We start from the raw sequence: 18,088 nt of genomic DNA, 5'->3' as shown, positions 1-18,088 counted from the left end.
CTTTATGAAGACGTTTAGCCACTTCCTATCGAATCCAGTGGATTTATTTTCAAAATCCTCTAGCAATATTTTTTGAAAATGTCCCCTTGACTTTTCATAGTTGGTCTTTTAAAAAGAAGTTTCACTTTAGTTTCTTCAATTATTGGAGAGCAACTCTATATAAAATCCACCAATTTTCAAACCTCATACAATTCTAAAGGTAAACCATCAGGGTCTTGAAAAAAGACGAATTTCTTCTCCGTTATTTCATCAATACGGATGGATTCCGTCTCAACACCACATTGATTTAAATGCTTCACAGCTTCTTCTATATTTGTAACAGCAAATGCTAAATGTCTAAGACCGGCTGCTTCTGGAAAACTTTTGCGCTCAGGCGGATTTGGAAATGAAAATAATTCGATTTGATACTCTTCTCCTACACATAAATCTAATTTATAAGAATCTCGTTCCTTTCTATATACTTCATTCATTTCTTTAAAACCTAATATTCTAGTATAAAAATACTTTGACGTCTCATAATTCGAACAAATAATCGCAACGTGATGCACTCTACATATATTCATACTCTATCTATTCCTTTCTTTACCAAAGATGCATATTCTCCCTTGAAATGAAAAACATATATAGCAGAATATCTCTTTTAGGGGGTTTACCATGAAATTCATTACTTTTTTCGTCGGACTAATTGTTGTTTTCTTGCTCGCTTATATTGCTAGCAATAATAAGAAGCATATTAAATTTAAACCAATTTTTATCATGCTTATTATACAGTTAATTTTAACCTATTTACTATTAAATACAGAAATCGGCCTCATACTTATTAGAATCATTTCCAGTTTGTTTACCAAACTACTCGAGTATGCTGCTGATGGAGTAAATTTTGTATTTGGTGGTCTTGCAAATAAAGGTGAAATGCCATTTTTCCTTACTGTATTATTACCAATCGTCTTTATTTCTGTTTTAATTGGTATATTACAACATTTCAAAATACTACCATTTTTTATTCATTGGATCGGGTACTTTCTTAGTAAAATAAATGGTCTTGGGAAATTAGAATCTTACAACGCTATCGCTTCTGCCATTGTCGGCCAATCAGAAGTTTTTATTACAGTGAAAAAGCAATTAGCTCAAATTCCAAAACACCGTCTTTATACACTTTGTGCCTCCGCTATGTCAACCGTATCTATGTCTATCGTAGGTGCCTATATGACAATGATTGAACCTAAGTATGTAGTAACTGCACTCGTTCTCAATTTATTTAGCGGTTTTATTATCGTACTCATCATTAACCCTTACGACGTTAAAGATGACGAAGATATTTTAGAAATCAAAGGTGAAAAACAAAGCTTTTTTGAAATGCTTGGAGAATATATTCTTGATGGTTTTCGTGTAGCCATTGTTGTCGGCGCTATGCTCATCGGATTTGTCGCATTAATTAGTTGTATTAATGACTTGTTCCTCATTATATTCGGTATTACGTTCCAACAATTAATTGGCTACGTATTTGCACCTATCGCATTCCTTATCGGTGTACCAAGCTCTGAAATTGTAGCAGCTGGTAGCATTATGGCAACGAAGCTTGTAACGAATGAATTTGTCGCAATGATGGACCTTAGTAAAATTTCTAATGGCCTTTCTCCCCGTACAGTTGGTATTATTTCTGTTTTCCTTGTATCTTTTGCCAATTTTTCTTCCATTGGTATTATTTCAGGTGCGGTAAAAGGACTAAACGAAGAACAAGGAAACGTTGTTGCGAGGTTTGGCCTTAAATTACTATATGGAGCTACTCTCGTTAGTATTTTATCTGCAATTATCGTAAGCATTATGTTGTAATTAGGTAAAATTTTATCATTTTCTTATCCCTATCTTTTGTATACAATAACGAATAGGTGTCTTATAAAGTGAAACTTTAATCAGAGTGGGGCTATCCCCACTCTGATTATTAGCCTTCATCAATCGGGTATTTACGGGCAGTTATCTCCCACCTTACTTCATTGTATTCACTGGACTTTGAGGTGGGCGTTTTACTGCTCGTTAATACCGGATAAATAATCAAGACATCTATTTTTTATACATGTACAATCGCTTTTATTTAGCGTAAAATATTTTTTATGTGTTTGAATACACTTCTAAATGTATACACTTTGATAGTTTTAAAGGAGAAAAAATGATGAAATCCGACACGAACAACAATACGCGAGCCAAAAAAGGACGCTCAAAGAAAAAACGCCTACTTTGGTTCCTTCTTATTCCATTACTAATTGTAGCACTTGGAGCAGGAGGCTACTCCTTCCATATATACAGTAAAGCAAAGTCCGTCTTAAATAATGCTTATGCTGAACTAGGTCGAGGAGAAAAGTCCAGTAAACGTGAAAAAGCTGTTAAACCTATGACCGACAACATTTCCGTACTAATTATGGGTGTTGATGAAAGTGATATTAGGGAAAAAGATTATGGAAAAGCAACTCGAACAGATGCGTTATTACTTGCAACAATTAATAAAAACGATAAATCCGTTAAACTTGTAAGCATTCCACGTGACTCACGCGTCTACATTAAATCACGTGATAAATACGATAAAATCACACATGCGCACGTATTCGGTGGTGTAGACAGCACAATTGATACGGTAGAGAACTTTTTAGATGTTCCAGTTGATTATTATGTAAAATTCAATTTTAAATCCTTTATTAAAATTGTTGATTCTCTTGGTGGCATTACTGTGGACGTTCCAGTTGAATTCACAGAGCAAAATAGTAAAGATGAAGCAGATGCAATTCATCTAAAAAAAGGACGTCAACATTTAAATGGAGAAGAGGCACTGGCACTAGCTAGAACTCGTCACATCGATAGTGATTATATGCGTGGCCAACGACAACAGCTTGTATTAGAGGCCATTGCTGAAAAGGCACTATCTCTTAATTCCATTAATAAAATCGGTGGCCTACTAGACGCTGTCGATAAAGACTTAAAAACCAATTTAACTTTTGATGATATGATGACAATTACAAAAAATTCAATGGATTCAAATTTAAAGATGGAAAAAATGCAAGTAGAAGGTACAGATAAATATATAGGTGGTATTTATTATTACGTGCCAAATGAAAAAAGCGTCGATACTATTTCAACTACCCTTCAAAAACATCTCGGTGTTACGAATAAAAATGAACATAAAAAATTATAATAAAAAGGCTGCTAGATCATTCTAGACAGCCTTTTTATTATATTTTTCAACATATTTTTCATACACATTGTGACAAGAAGTGACAATTATTACAGCTATGTAACATTTTTTATGAAAACATTACACACACAGTGAAAATAATAGTATACTAGTACGTACATAATGTTATTTTCATCATTTTTATACAAAAAATGTAATACATATATTTATACATAAATTTCTGGGGGGAAATAAATGAAGCTAAGTAAAATACTGATTGGTTCTGCAATTGCTGGGGGCATATTACTTTGTGTAGGCGGTGTTGGGGGATATCAATATGTATCCAAATTAAATAATCAATTAGATACTACTGCATTACCAAATACTACATTTGAAGGTATTTCTCTCGATGGAAAAAATAAGAAAGATATTCAAGCAATCATTAATCAAAGGGTAACTGAATTAGATCAAAAATCCCTTACCTACATATTCCAAAACGATAAACAAACTTACACATGGAAAGATTTAGGGGTAAATTATAAAGAGAAAGATATTATTGACAAAATCTTCAAAGAACAAGAAGGAAACGTAATGAATCGTTACAAAATGCGCAAGCAAGCTGAAAACGGTGAATTAAAACGTGACTATAAATTAATACCACAATTAAATGCAACAGCTTATGAAACCTTTATAAAAGATAAATATAATGAAACATTAAAAAATCCTGTTAACGCAGAATTAAGTATTGAAGGCTCAACAGTAAATGTTAGTCAAAGCCAAAACGGAGAAAAAATTGATAAAGGGAAACTAAGCGGTTTAACAAACGAAGCTATTACTACTGGTAAATCAGATGTTACATTGCCAGTTACATTCATAAAACCAGAACGTTCTACAGAAGACATACAGAAAATGGGGATTAAAGAAGTCATTGCTGAATATTCTACTCCAATGGCTGGCCGTAACGGAAATCAATCATTTAACGTAAATAAGTCAGCTAATACTTTAAGTGGAGTTATTGTCGCACCTGATGAAACATTTAGTTTTAACGGCCGCGTTGGCGTAACTGATGGTGCACATGGTTATAAATCTGCAGCAGTATATTCACAAGGTAAAGTAATACAAAGTGCAGGCGGAGGAGTTTGCCAAGTCAGTAGTACATTATACAGCGCAGCTTTAAGGGCAGATTTAGGCATTGTTTCTCGAAGCAATCATTCTATGCCGGTAAATTATTTACCACTTGGGCAAGATGCAGCAGTAGCAGATTATGGTCCAGATTTAAAATTTAAAAATAATACAGGCAATCATATTTATATTCAAGCATTTTCAAATGGAGGTAGTATTACTACACGTATTTTCGGTACAAATACTGGTAAAAATGTTGAAGTTTCTTCTCAAGTAATTAGTAGAACTAGTGATAAAATCACAGCGGTTACGTATAAAAAAGTAACACAAAACGGGGAAGTAATATCAAATGGACAAATTTCAAAAAGCGTATATAAAAGCGCTCCAAAGGAATAGATACTATCAACCGAATAGTATAAAGAAAAAGGCGTGATTAAATCACGCCTTTTTCTTTTGCAGTAATAGTAAAAAAGTTTCAAGATGGTCTTTCGTTTCTTCTAAAGACCACATACGATTTCCTTGCTTCGCAGCTAATACACACGCCTCTTCCCACGCGTTCTTTTTCTTCATATTTATTAATTCATCACGTAATTTCAAAACAATTTCTTCGTCTTCTTGTTCAATAAACTCTTCCATCACGCTTACTATTTCATCCTCATGAATACTTAACGTACAGTACGATTTAAGAAAGTATTGTAATGTCGTATACATAATGTACTCCCCCTTCTTATTTATCAGATGGATAAGAAGTAATAATCTTAAACCCTAATTCCCCTGACTTATCTCTTGCTAAAACAGTAACAGTTTTTACTAACTTGTCTTTTACACTCATATTTTTCTTTATTACCGTTTTTCCAACAGGGAATGAATGAGTTGTATTTAATACGAGACGAGCCTCTTTAGAATTTTTTAACCAATCTTGAATTTCCTTGTCATGTTGCTTCAAGCTATCTTTTACAGCTTTCGTCGCTGTTTCTTTATCATAGTATGTACTTGCGGCTGACACTTTATCTGTCTTCAAGCGATTCTTCAAATCCTCTTCTGACTTGCCTACATGTCTTTCAATCGTATGACCATTTTTAGGTGGTCCTTCCATTTCATCTAAAATATTATCACTAATTTTTTCTACCGATGTAGCTTGATTCCCTGTCTGTTTCTCTGATTTTTGTTCTTTTCCTGCACATCCACTTAAGATCAGCATTAATACCAATAAACTACTGAAGAAAAGACTACTTATTCGTTTCATCATATCACCTCTTCCATGATTATTATCGCAACTTCACTAAAAGTCAATTTCACAACGAAAAAATCTATCATTTTTCATTTTTTTCATCTGTTTTTCCATATTTACCGCGCAATTTCATCAACCCTCTATTTTTCGCCTTTTATAATATATACCCCCTATATTTTATAATTATTTCCCAGATAAAATCGCCAATAACATAACTATAAAACTCTTTTATACAAAGGTTTTTATAGTGTTTTTAAAAACAATTTAAAATACCCCTGTTTTTATATACATAATACCTGTATAAGGTATAAACAACCATTCTTATCAACGTTTTTCTACATTATGTAAATTTACCCTTGCCTATACAAACGAAATGTGGTGTAATGCAAAAAAAGATAAAGGATTTTAAACAATGGCTGAAACGATTCAGAATTTCTTAACAGAATACTATTCAATCGCAATTCCACTTAGTATCTTAATTAACATCATCATTAGTCTTTTAGGTGTTATTCCTAGCATCTTTTTAACCGCCATTAACATACAGCTCTTCGGTGTAACCAATGGCACAATCATTTCGATCGCAGGTGAGGCCTTAGGGGCTATTATCTCGTTTTATATTTATCGCATGGGCCTTCAAAAGTTCACTCACGATAAAGTCAATAAGTACCCAAAGGTAGAGCGTCTTCTTTATGTAGAAGGTAGAGAGGCCTTTCTACTCGTTCTATCGTTTCGATTGATACCTTTCATCCCATCAAGTATCGTTACTTTATTTGCAGCTCTAGGGAAAATGTCATTACTCTCCTTCAGTATTGCCAGTACAATAGGTAAAATACCGGCCTTATTGATTGAAGTATATTCGGCATACCAAGTCATGAACGGAACAAATGAAGCGAAGTGGGTTGTAACAATCGCAGGCGTTATTGGATTGTTTTATTTGTGGAAAAAATGGAGAAAAAAATAAAGAAGGAGCCTATGCTCCTTCTTTATTTTTGAAGTATTTTATTACTAGCTCTTCCTTAAAGCCTTAGTTTACACCAACAGCACTAAATGATTGCTTAACTGCTGCTACTTCAGCAGAATTTGCACCATATAAGTCTGCAGCAGCTTGTACTGCACCAGCACGAGCTTGACTAAATGTAGTAGATTGCGTGAAATACTGTGTATTTGCACGGTAGTAAATCGCACCTAATTTATCTTTACCGATACCAGTTACAGTTACACCATAATGCGTACCACCATTTGCTAATAAATAAGCTTGTTTATTAATAATGCCGCTGTTTGTATGAACACCACCGTTATCACTTGAACCAGTGTAACGCTTAGAATAATGGTCTGGATCACCATACTTCGTAGGATCACTCATAGAGCGAAGCGCGTCTCCTGCTTTACCAGGTGTGTAAATATCTTCACCAATCTCCCAATCCGGGTTACGGTTATCATAGAATTCTACTAAAGTACCAAAGATATCAGAAATCGCTTCATTTAAAGCCCCAGATTCATTTTGATAAATTAGATTTGAACTATTTTCCGTAACAGCATGCGTTAACTCGTGACCAATTACATCAATTCCACCAGATAATGAAGTAAATGTTACACCATCACCATCTCCGTATACCATCTGTGATCCGTTCCAGAATGCATTGTTATAATTACTTCCGTAATGAACTGTTGATTTTAACGGCGCTCCTGCATCATTAATTGAATTACGATTAAATGTATTCTTATAGTAATCATACGTGATACCCGCATAGTAATGAGCATCTACCGCTGCTGCATCATACGCTGCATTGAAAACATTATCTGCATCTGCCCATAATGTTCCTGGTAATGTTGAACGGTTTTTCGCATCATATGTGAAAATCGTTGCCCCGCGTGTATTATCTTGTAAGTAGTAAGATGATCCAGATAACGTTGTATTAAGCGACTTCGTATCTCCTAGTACACCTTTACCAGTTCCTACTTTATTCGTTCCTGTTACAGGCTTTACAACAGCTTTCGCATCCTGTTTAGGAGCCTCTTGCTTAACTGGTGACTTATCATCATTCGTCACATGATCAATTGTATTAAACTTATTTAATACTTTACCGCTGTCTGCCTCAATGAAATAGTAGTAGTTTCCTGGGCTTGGATCTAAGAAGTTCAGATTTACAACATATGCATATGTTGTTTCCTCACCGTTTTGATATACATATAAGTCCGCTTTTGGTTCTACTTCATATTTCGGTGTTACCCCTAAATCTTGCTGCGCGATTTCAATTGCTTTTGCGCCTTCAATCTTATTTTTATTTTTCAACTTTTCCTTTTTGTCTAAATCAGGTGCAACTGTTCCAGACAATACTTTTAAAGAACCGTCCTTACTTACGTGAGCTACTTGAGTAGAACCCTATACAGGCACTCCTTCGTAAACTTGTTGCATACGTACTACTGTTGAATCAGTTACAGCATCTTTCTTCACTTGTTTCACTTTGAAAGAATCTTGCGCACTCTTTTCCCCTAGCTTGTAATCACCTTTTGCTGCGTTTAAGTAATCAAACACAACAGATTCTGCTTTCTTGCCAGTTGCTTCAGTTAGATCACCAGAAATAAACTCAGGTGACTGCACCGTCTCATTGTACTTCTTAGTAGAGAGCACATTTTTAGAATCCGCAAACGCAGAGCCTGTCCCTCCAAACGTTGTAACTGCCATTCCTGTCGCTAACACTAATGCTAAACTCTTCTTTTTCATATAACCTTCCCCCTAATAAAAAATTTTTTGAAAAAGAGTAGTTTCATATTAGCATTATGTTTCCACTATTAATATACTAAAAATTCAAATAATTTTTTTCTCAAGTTTTGTAGAATTTTGAGGAACAAATATTGAAAAACCCCTTTCCGGTTGGAAAGGGGGGAGATTATAAATTAACTTGTTCAACAGTTTTAGCTTGTTGACCAACAATATCAGGTTTACTGCTATATTGATGTATTCCTCCAGCAACTGTAAGAGTCACTATAAACGCCAATACTCCAAATACCATCTTTTTCATTTTTATTCCTCCTTATTATCATTCATTAAATCAATAACTAACCTATAGTATCGATTACTTTCTTCAAATCTCGATAAACTGGAAAAATGTTCTGCTAGTTCAACGTATACTTTCTTTAATTCTATTTTATTTCCTGCAGATTTATACAACGGGATAGCCTCATTTTCCAAAAATGCTTTATAATCTTTTGCTTCTTCAAAATATTTATATCTAAGCATTAAAAGCAAATATAATTTTGCATTAAATCTCTCTTCCTGTTTTGCTGCATCAATTCCCTTATCAATTAATGTCCTTGCCTCTTCCAACTCTTCTAATTTAATGCATACTAATGCCATTTCGTATATTGTATCTAAATAGTTTAAATCTATTTGTTTTTGAAGTTGTAGACTATCTAAATAATATTTTTTCGCTTGCTGATATTTGCCTTTTTTATAATAGATACTTCCCATATTACTTAAAGTAATAGCTAATAGTACATCCTTATCAGCAAAAGATGTGGCCTCTCTCAATATACTCTCATACATTTTTAAAGCTTCTTCATACTGACCTTTTTCTGTATAACTTACCGCAATAAGGATTTGGCAATTAATTATGTTTCTAAACTTATATTCACTACGAAATCCTTCTAATGCCATATTTACAAAATGAATTGCAAGATGATGAATATCTAAATGAGTATATGCAAGCGCTATATTATAATACAAGCCTGTTTCATGATACCCCTGTTCTTTGGCCATTACTTCTGTTTTTAATAAGTAATCTAGCCCATCCTTCCATCTATACTGTAAACAGCACAATAATCCTCTACTGTACATATATAACAACTTCTGAAATGGAGAATATTTTTTATATACCTTCTTCAACTTATCTAATTCTTCTTCGAGTGCAGAAATATCCCTTTTCATAATTAAATACCGCGTATACAGCAGTTTATAATAATTTATAATTTCAAAATCCAACACATGCTTCATTTCACCTTGCAACTCTTCATATATACGTTCTACTTGTTGCTTGTCCAAATGAACTAGTGCATTCAACCATTCATCCAGCTTCCCCTTCACATCTTCTTCTACATCTCTCAAATCCGTCACAGCAATTTCTAATCTTGCGCAGAGCAATTGTAGAATTTCTTCTGATGCTTCGATCTTTCCATTTTCGATCTTACTTAAGTATGAGACAGAACAAATGCCCTGACATAATTCTTCTTGTGTCATTTTTTGCTGAAGCCGTTTGTAAAAGACTTGTTTGCCTATTTTTTCTAATGTTTGTTGCATTGTCCTCCTCCATTCTCATTACCCCATTACTCTAATAATACATAAAATTTGGAGAAATATAAATTGATAAATATAAATTTTCTAAAAAATATGCATAATTTCATTTTTTTCTCTCTTGACTTCACATCAATATCTCTTCTTTGCTACCAATGGTGAAAAATTGGTATACTATAACCAAATTATGGAGGTGTTCTCGCGATGACTCATTATAAAGACGATAGTTATGCCTTACATACAGACCTATATCAAATCAACATGGCTTATACATATTGGAAAGATGGTATTCATAATCGCCGTTCTGTTTTTGATTTATATTTTCGAAAGCTTCCATTTGAGAACGGTTACGCTGTTTTTGCTGGCCTTGAGAAAATTGTAGAGTACATTGAAAATTTCAGTTTTACTGAAAGCGATATCGCTTATTTAGCAGAATTACAATTTGAAGAAGAATTCCTTCATTATTTACAAAATATGAAATTCACTGGGACGATTCGTAGTATGCAAGAAGGTGAAGTTGTATTTAATAACGAGCCTTTATTACGTGTTGATGCACCACTTGGTGAAGCACAAATTATTGAGACTGCCCTCTTAAATATTGTGAATTACCAAACATTAATTGCAACAAAAGCAGCACGTATGAAACATGCTGCAAGTAATGATGAGCTTTTAGAGTTCGGCACAAGACGTGCCCATGAGTTCGATGCTGCCCTTTGGGGGACGCGTGCTGCCTTTATTGGTGGTTTCTCCTCTACAAGCAACGTTCGTGCTGGGAAACGCTTTGGGATCCCTGTAGCTGGCACACACGCTCACTCTTTCGTTCAAGCATATCGCGATGAATACGTCGCGTTTAAAAAATACGCTGAAACTCATAAAAAGTGCGTCTTTCTCGTTGATACATATGACACATTGAAATCTGGTGTTCCAAATGCAATTCGTGTTGCAAAAGAATTTGGGGATCGTATTGATTTCTATGGCATACGTCTTGATAGTGGTGATATGGCTTATTTATCGAAAAAGGCACGAAAACTATTAGATGAAGCAGGGTTTACAAATACAAAAATTATCGCTTCTAGCGATTTAGATGAATACACAATTATGCACCTTAAATCTCAAGGAGCAAAAATTGACGTATGGGGCGTTGGGACAAAATTAATTACGTCCTTTGAGCAACCTGCATTGGGGGCTGTTTACAAACTAGTTGCGATTGAAGATACTGACGGAAAATTAAATGATACGATTAAAATTTCATCTAACCCTGAAAAAATTACCACTCCAGGACTGAAACGAATTTATCGTATTATCAATCGGGTAAATGATCATGCAGAAGGCGATTATATTGCATTAGATTCTGAAGAACCTGGAAAAGAAGAGCGCTTAAAAATGTTCCATCCAGTTCACACATATATAAGTAAATTCGTAACAAACTTTGAAGCCCGTGAACTGCATAAAGATATTTTCGTTAACGGTGAAAGAACATATGAACTACCAAGTATATTAGATATTCAAAAATATAATGAACAGAGTCTCTCTCTATTTTGGGAAGAATATATGCGAACTTTAAATCCTGAAGAATACCCTGTCGATTTAAGCCAAGAGTGCTGGGATCATAAAATGAATTACATTCAAACAGTTCGAGAACAAGTCGAAAAAAACATACAAAAGTAAACAGAGAAGTTTCCCCTTCTCTGTTTTTTCAATACTATATGGATATTTGTAAAAAATATATTAAAAGAATAAGACGAATGTATTTTATTTGTAAATTTTAATATAACGCTATTTAAAAGTAAAATAATATTTGGTATTATTTTATTGAGTCAATTTCAACAAAATCACCAATAAAAAAGAGGACGCGGGTCGCGTCCTCTTTTTTATAAATCTTTCACTCTTAATACACGCATTGCATTTAACACTGCAAGTAGTGTCACACCAACATCTGAGAAAACAGCTTCCCACATTGTTGCAATACCAAAAGCACCAAGTAATAAAACGATCCCTTTTACACCTAGAGCAAAGATGATATTTTGCCACACTATACTTCTTGTACGTTTTGCAATTTTTACAGCTGTCGCAATTTTTGAAGGCTCATCAGTCATAATAACGATGTCTGCCGCTTCAATTGCTGCATCTGATCCTAAACCACCCATCGCAATACCAACGTCTGCACGGGCTAATACTGGTGTATCGTTAATACCGTCACCAACGAAGGCAATTTTTTCTTTTCCGTGCTTCGCTGCATCAATTTTTTCAATCTCTTCTACTTTTTGTTGCGGTAGTAATTCCGCATGAACTTCATCTAAGCCTAATTCTTTACCGACAGCTTCACCAACTGGTTTTGCATCACCAGTTAACATTACTGTCTTTTTAATACCTAGTTCTTTTAACTTTTGAATCGCTTGTTTCGAATCCTCTTTTACCTCATCAGAGATAACAATATAACCTGCATATCTTCCATCTACAGCAACGTGAACTAATGTACCTACTGTTTCTGGTTGCTTAAATTCAATATTTTCTTTTCTCATTAATTTTGCATTACCTGCAAAAATTTCTTTTCCTTGTACTTTTACGACTGTACCGTGACCAGAAATTTCGTTATAATCATCGATTATTTTTTCATCAATTGATTTTCCATATGCCTTTCGAATAGATTGGGCAATTGGATGGTTAGAATATACTTCAGCAAATGCCGCATACTCTAATAACTCTTCACTTGTAGTACCTTCGCTCGGTTCCATTTTTGTAACTTTGAAAACACCTTTTGTTAATGTTCCTGTTTTGTCAAAAACAATATATTTTACATCATTTAAAGCTTCTAAATAGTTACTACCTTTTACTAACACACCACTTTTAGATGCACCACCAATACCTCCAAAGAATCCAAGAGGAATGGATACAACTAACGCACATGGACAAGAGATTACTAAGAACACTAAAGCTCTATAAATCCACTCAGAGAATGTAGCTCCTTCTAAAATAAGTGGTGGAATAAACGCCATGATCGCCGCTGTAATAACTACAACTGGAGTGTAGTAACGTGCAAACTTCGTAATAAAGTTTTCCGTTGGTGCTTTTTTACTGCTTGCATTTTGAACTAAATCTAAAATTTTCGATACAGTGGATTCACCGAATTCTTTTGTAACTTCAATTGTCAACACACCGTTTTGGTTCACAAAGCCACTTAATACATCATTTCCAACTTCAACTTCACGTGGTACAGATTCACCTGTTAATGCTGAAGTATCTACCATTGATGTTCCTTCAATTACTTTTCCGTCTAACGGCACCTTCTCACCTGGCTTAACGATAATATAATCGCCAATTTGTACATCTTCTGGTGATACTTGTTTCGTTTCATTTCCAACCTTTACATTCGCATAATCAGGACGAATATCCATTAATGAAGTAATTGATTTTCGGGAGCGGTTTACCGCAATACTTTGGAATAGTTCTCCTACTTGATAAAATAGCATTACTGCTACAGCTTCAGAATATTGTTGAATTGCAAAAGCTCCTACAGTTGCAATTGCCATTAAGAAGTTTTCATCAAATACTTGGCCACGAGTTATGTTTCTTATCGCTCTCCAAACGATATCTCCACCTATTAATAAATAAGCAAGGACGAATAACGGAATTGTTACCATTTGTGGTAAGCCCGCTAATGCAGCAATTGCTGTCAAAATTCCGCCGACCACTAATCTCCCTACCATCTTTTTCACATTTGCTTCACCATGATCGTGACTATGTCCGTGGTCATGACCGTTCTTCTCTTCACGAACAACTTTCACATCTGGTTCTAACTTTTGAACGACATTTGTTATATTTGCTACAGTCGCTTCTAGTTCTCTTTTATTCGCAACTTCTACTCGTAATTTCTTCGATACGAAATCAACAGTTGCTTCTGAGACAGCTGGCATTTCCTTCACTTTATTTTCAATTTTCATTGCACAGTTCGCGCAATCTAAACCTTCTAATATAAATACTTCTTTAGCAATTTTATTTTTTTGTTCTTCTTGAACTTTAATATGCGGTTCTAATTTTGTAACGAGTTGTTTTGCTTCCGTAACAACTTCGTTTTCTTTATTTTGTGCTGTTTCTAAGATCATTGTCTTTGTTGCGAAGTTTACAGAGCAAGAATTTACTCCTTCTATATTCCCAACACCTTTTTCAATTTTCATTGCACAGTTCGCACAATCTAAACCTTCTAACATCAGTTTCTTTTTCACTAATGCTTCAGCCATCGTTCTCCCTCCTCGCGTTCTTTTTATTCTTCTTCGTTTACGTGTTCAAACGCTTGCTCGAAGATATGAATTACGTGCTGGTCAGCTAACGAATAATAAACAACCTTTCCTTCTTTACGATTCTTCACAAGTTTCGCTTGCTTTAACACACGAAGCTGATGCGAAATAGATGATTGTGTCATTCCTAATAAATAAGCTAAATCACAAACGCACATTTCAGCTTCAAATAGCGCATGTAATATTCTCGTACGTGTACGGTCACCTAATACTTTAAATAGTTCTGCTACTTTACTTAAACTTTCATCAGTTGGAATTGTTTGTTTTACTTGCTCTACAACTTCTTCATGAATTATCGTTTGAGAACATGTCTCTTGTGGTGTTTCTACTTTATTTCCAGCCATTATAGCTCACCTCTTTAATTGAACATATGAACAATCATTCATATATCTTATACTCTTATTATATGAGCGCCCACTCATATGTGTCAATGAAATCTGAATTTTTTTTATGAACATTCCGTTCACATTTTAATAAGTCGTATACATATTTTCCGCACTCTCTATATTCTCATACAAAAAAGGATGCACAATTCGCACACCCCTTTTTACTTACTTTTCATTTTTCACCGCATCCACAATTAAAGAAACAAATCCTAAATGATTATCCCGATTTCTATGGTCAAAACGTTTCGAACGATAAATAAATCCATCTTTCTCATTCCAATCATTATAGTGAAACTTACCATTCTCATCACAGTATTCTAAGAGCCTTACTTGAAAACCTGCTGATTCAAACATGGACGTGATTGTTTTATAGCTATGAACAATTTTATGACTTGCTGCAGGATGATCTAATGGACCAGGTCCACCTACTTGTACCCCTTGCTGATATTCTTCATCTGGAAAAAATGCATCTGGTACTGCACAACGAATATATCCATTCTCCATTAAAAACTCATAACAAATTTTTGCAGCTTCAATTCCTTCTTCATATGATAAATGCTCCCATACATGTTCTGCCAAAATTACTGATAAAGAATTAGGTTGAAATTTATCAAGCCAAGTTTCTCTCCGTAATAAATTTAATTCTTCTTCATTCGTATGTAACCAACCAGGGTTATTATTATAACCCTCTGCGCCAACAACAACTTTTGCTTCTTCCATTTCGCTCCCACCCTTTTTTCATATTCCGACAGAAAAATTCGACAAAATAATATACATTCCCTTTATTTCAACAAAAGAAAAAGCCTTGCGCGCTCCCTAGACGCACAAGGCTTACTGTGTTTATATCCCTTTAATTAGCTTGTTCTAAATTATCCTGCGAACTTCCATCGTCTTTTAAATGACTATGTTTTTTCGAATAAACAAAGTATACAACTACTCCGATTGCTAACCAAGCACCGAAGTACATCCATGTTTTTAATGGTAGGTTTACCATTAAGAATAGACAACATGCAATTGAAATAATCGGCAAGATCGGTACAAGTGGTACCATAAATCCACGTTGTAATTTTGGATGTGTTTTACGAAGAATAATAACTGACACACCAACCATCGCAAATGTTAACAACGCTCCAATATTCGCTAAATTCGACAATTCTTTCAAATCGATAAATCCAGCAATTAAAGCACTACCAATTCCTGTTAACCAAACTGTAAATGTTGGTGCTTCTGTCTTTTTATTAATTTTCGCGAAAGATTCTGGCAATAAACCGTCACGGCTCATAGCGAAGAATACACGTGTCGTTGCATAAATGTAAGCAAAAATTACTGCCATAATACCAATTACAGCTCCAATTGCGATTATACCAGCTACTTTATCTTGTCCTACAACTTCTAACACATACGCCATCGCTTCCGGTACATCTAGCTCTTTATATGAAACCATACCCGTCATAACGAGACAAACTACAACATAAATGATTGTACAAATGACTAACGAAGCGATAATACCAATCGGTAGATCACGTTGCGGATTTTTTACTTCTTCAGCAGAAGTTGCTAATGCATCAAATCCTAAGAAAGCAAAGAATACTGCTGCTCCCCCCGCGAAAACTCCACTTAAACCATACGGTGCAAATGGTATCCAGTTTTCTGGTTTCACGTAGAATACACCAACTGCAATGAATAAAACAACGATACCAATTTTAATTAATACCATTATGTTATTCACTCGTTTACTTTCTTTCGTACCTCTTGATAATAACCAAGTTATAACTAATGTAACGATAACTGCTGGTAAATTCACTATACCACCTTGAGACGGAATCGTTAGCAGTGCTTTTGGAATTTCAAGCCCTAATCCACTCACTAAGTTATGGAAGTAACCAGTCCATCCGCCAGCTACTGCGGCAGTCGTTACAACATATACGGATAGTAATGTCCATCCCATTAAATGAGCTACAAACTCACCAATTGTTGCATATGAGTATGTGTACACACTACCTGAAACAGGAAGTGTAGAAGCAACCTCTGCGTAACATAATGCTGCAAATCCACAAACGATGGCTGCAATCATGAATGAAAAAATAACTGCTGGACCAGCATCTCTTGCTGCTACTAATCCAGTTAATACTAGAACTCCTGTACCAATTATCGCACCAATCCCTAGCATTGTTAGGTCAAATGCCCCTAGCGTTTTCGTCAAAGTTTTACTTTTACTTTCCCCTAACAATTGCGTAACGGATTTCTTTTTAAATAGGTTGGCCACGATGTATGCCCCCTTTTGCCAAGAAGAGCTAAGAGATCTTCACTCTTAGCTCTTATCATGTTGTTTTATATATTGTTCGATTTTGTTTTGTATAATGCTTCTATTAGCAAGATACTGTTTCTGCTTCTAATAATTCTTTAGCACCTTTGTACTCTACACCGTGAGCTTCTGCAACTGCTTCGAATGTTACATAGCCATCTAATGTGTTAATACCTTTTAGTAATGCAGTGTTACCTAGGCAAGCTTCTTTGTAGCCTTTGTTAGCAATTTGTACTGCATATGGTACTGTTACGTTTGTTAATGCAAGAGTTGATGTACGTGGAACCGCACCTGGCATGTTTGCAACTGCATAATGAACAACGCCGTGTTTTTCATAAGTTGGGTTATCATGAGTTGTAATACGATCAGTTGTTTCGAAAATACCACCTTGGTCAATCGCGATATCTACAACAACAGAACCTGGTTCCATTGATTTAATCATTTCTTCTGTTACAAGTTTTGGAGCTTTTGCACCTGGGATTAATACTGCACCGATTACAAGATCAGACTCTTTAACAGCTTCTGCAATATTGTAAGGATTAGACATTAAAGTTTTTACTTGGTTTCCGAAAATGTCATCTAATTGACGAAGACGTTCTGCACTTAAGTCGATGATTGTTACATCCGCACCTAGTCCAACTGCAATTTTAGCAGCATTTGTACCAGCTTGTCCACCACCGATGATTGTTACTTTACCACGTTTAACCCCTGGAACACCTGCAAGTAAGATACCTTTACCGCCTTTGTTTTTCTCAAGGAATTGTGCACCAATTTGTGCAGCCATACGACCAGCTACTTCACTCATAGGTGCAAGTAATGGTAATGAACGGTTTTCTAATTGTACTGTTTCATATGCGATAGAAACAACTTTTTTCTCGATTAAAGCTTTTGTTAATTCTGGCTCTGGAGCTAAGTGTAAGTATGTGAATAAGATTAAGCCTTCACTGAAGTGTTTGTATTCGCTTTCAATTGGTTCCTTAACTTTCATAACCATTTCCATGTTCCAAGCTTCTTCAGCTGTATCAACAATTTTTGCTCCCGCTTCAACATACTGAGCGTCTGTGAAACCAGACCCTAAACCTGCACCCTTTTGAATGAATACTTCGTGATTGTTACGAATTAAATGTACAACACCTGCTGGTGTCATTGCCACACGGTTTTCGTTGTTTTTAATTTCTGATGGTACCCCATGCCCATCAACTTAAGAATTTGCACTACCCCCAAGTGTCAAAAAACGTTATTCTTTCTAAAAAGCTAGCTAGAAAGGATGACATTTTTTATGAATCTTTCAATTC

The 18,088-nt window shown here is 35.0% G+C and carries 14 protein-coding genes and 2 pseudogenes; 5 read left to right on the top strand and 11 right to left on the bottom strand.

The window, feature by feature from the left end; all coding sequences use genetic code 11:
- Positions 1-176 precede the first annotated feature (176 nt).
- Entirely contained in the window at positions 177-563 is a 387-nt protein-coding gene (gloA2, locus tag ACS2CR_RS28645; protein WP_053514410.1) for an SMU1112c/YaeR family gloxylase I-like metalloprotein, read from the bottom strand.
- Between the two features lie 91 nt (positions 564-654).
- Here gloA2 and ACS2CR_RS28640 point away from each other — a divergent pair, with 91 nt between their 5' ends.
- The 3 genes from ACS2CR_RS28640 (at position 655) to ACS2CR_RS28630 (ending at position 4,681) form a co-directional block, all read left to right on the top strand.
- Complete coding sequence (locus ACS2CR_RS28640) at positions 655-1,833, top strand: NupC/NupG family nucleoside CNT transporter (protein ID WP_153602848.1); 1,179 nt, start codon at positions 655-657, stop codon at positions 1,831-1,833.
- A gap of 334 nt (positions 1,834-2,167) precedes the next feature.
- Positions 2,168-3,184 (top strand): LCP family protein, encoded by a 1,017-nt coding sequence (locus ACS2CR_RS28635; protein ID WP_053514408.1) that lies wholly within the window; start codon positions 2,168-2,170, stop codon positions 3,182-3,184.
- A gap of 234 nt (positions 3,185-3,418) precedes the next feature.
- Positions 3,419-4,681, top strand: coding sequence for a VanW family protein (locus ACS2CR_RS28630; RefSeq protein ID WP_053514407.1), 1,263 nt, complete (start codon positions 3,419-3,421; stop codon positions 4,679-4,681).
- Positions 4,682-4,723: 42 nt separating this feature from the next.
- Here the strand turns inward: ACS2CR_RS28630 and ACS2CR_RS28625 are convergent, their stop codons facing one another.
- Together ACS2CR_RS28625 and ACS2CR_RS28620 are read right to left on the bottom strand one after the other, a co-directional pair.
- Entirely contained in the window at positions 4,724-4,996 is a 273-nt protein-coding gene (locus tag ACS2CR_RS28625) for a hypothetical protein (RefSeq protein ID WP_000288803.1), read from the bottom strand.
- A gap of 16 nt (positions 4,997-5,012) precedes the next feature.
- The gene (locus ACS2CR_RS28620; protein WP_016112137.1) at positions 5,013-5,531 is read right to left on the bottom strand and encodes an RNase A-like domain-containing lipoprotein; all 519 of its coding nucleotides are present in this window, start codon (positions 5,529-5,531) and stop codon (positions 5,013-5,015) included.
- Positions 5,532-5,928: 397 nt separating this feature from the next.
- Between ACS2CR_RS28620 and ACS2CR_RS28615 the strand changes: the two genes are divergently transcribed.
- Entirely contained in the window at positions 5,929-6,477 is a 549-nt protein-coding gene (locus ACS2CR_RS28615; RefSeq protein ID WP_000852235.1) for a TVP38/TMEM64 family protein, read from the top strand.
- Positions 6,478-6,540: 63 nt separating this feature from the next.
- Here the strand turns inward: ACS2CR_RS28615 and ACS2CR_RS28610 are convergent.
- From ACS2CR_RS28610 to ACS2CR_RS28600, 3 genes and pseudogenes are all read right to left on the bottom strand, one after another.
- Positions 6,541-8,241: pseudogene (locus ACS2CR_RS28610) on the bottom strand (M4 family metallopeptidase).
- 166 nt (positions 8,242-8,407) lie between these two features.
- A complete protein-coding gene (gene nprX, locus ACS2CR_RS28605) occupies positions 8,408-8,539 on the bottom strand; it encodes a quorum-signaling peptide NprX (RefSeq protein WP_016112135.1) in 132 nt (43 codons plus the stop codon).
- Between the two features lie 2 nt (positions 8,540-8,541).
- Positions 8,542-9,813, bottom strand: coding sequence for a helix-turn-helix transcriptional regulator (locus ACS2CR_RS28600; protein WP_001187938.1), 1,272 nt, complete (start codon positions 9,811-9,813; stop codon positions 8,542-8,544).
- A gap of 198 nt (positions 9,814-10,011) precedes the next feature.
- On the opposite strand from ACS2CR_RS28600, the gene ACS2CR_RS28595 reads away from it, so the two are divergent.
- Entirely contained in the window at positions 10,012-11,475 is a 1,464-nt protein-coding gene (locus tag ACS2CR_RS28595; RefSeq protein ID WP_000150184.1) for a nicotinate phosphoribosyltransferase, read from the top strand.
- Between the two features lie 203 nt (positions 11,476-11,678).
- On the opposite strand, the gene ACS2CR_RS28590 is transcribed toward ACS2CR_RS28595, so the two are convergent.
- The 5 genes and pseudogenes from ACS2CR_RS28590 to ald form a co-directional block, all read right to left on the bottom strand.
- Positions 11,679-14,045 (bottom strand): heavy metal translocating P-type ATPase, encoded by a 2,367-nt coding sequence (locus ACS2CR_RS28590; RefSeq protein ID WP_000796560.1) that lies wholly within the window; start codon positions 14,043-14,045, stop codon positions 11,679-11,681.
- A gap of 23 nt (positions 14,046-14,068) precedes the next feature.
- Positions 14,069-14,446 carry an ArsR/SmtB family transcription factor gene (locus ACS2CR_RS28585; RefSeq protein ID WP_000918378.1) on the bottom strand — a complete coding sequence of 126 codons (378 nt, stop codon included), beginning with the start codon at positions 14,444-14,446 and terminating at the stop codon, positions 14,069-14,071.
- A 207-nt stretch (positions 14,447-14,653) separates the two neighbouring features.
- Positions 14,654-15,208 carry a class I SAM-dependent methyltransferase gene (locus ACS2CR_RS28580; RefSeq protein WP_000390572.1) on the bottom strand — a complete coding sequence of 185 codons (555 nt, stop codon included), beginning with the start codon at positions 15,206-15,208 and terminating at the stop codon, positions 14,654-14,656.
- Positions 15,209-15,338: 130 nt separating this feature from the next.
- Positions 15,339-16,754: an amino acid permease gene (locus ACS2CR_RS28575; RefSeq protein WP_001284887.1), complete on the bottom strand. Its 1,416-nt coding sequence runs from the start codon at positions 16,752-16,754 to the stop codon at positions 15,339-15,341.
- 103 nt (positions 16,755-16,857) lie between these two features.
- A pseudogene (gene ald, locus ACS2CR_RS28570) lies at positions 16,858-17,982 on the bottom strand (alanine dehydrogenase); the annotation flags it as partial.
- Between the last annotated feature and the right edge of the window lie 106 nt (positions 17,983-18,088).

Source organism: Bacillus cereus group sp. BceL291, assembly GCF_051776705.1.
GTDB classification, from domain to species: Bacteria; Bacillota; Bacilli; order Bacillales; family Bacillaceae_G; genus Bacillus_A; species Bacillus_A cereus.
The sequence above is the reverse complement of the archived record's forward strand: the minus strand, read 5'-3'. Positions and strand labels throughout refer to the sequence as shown.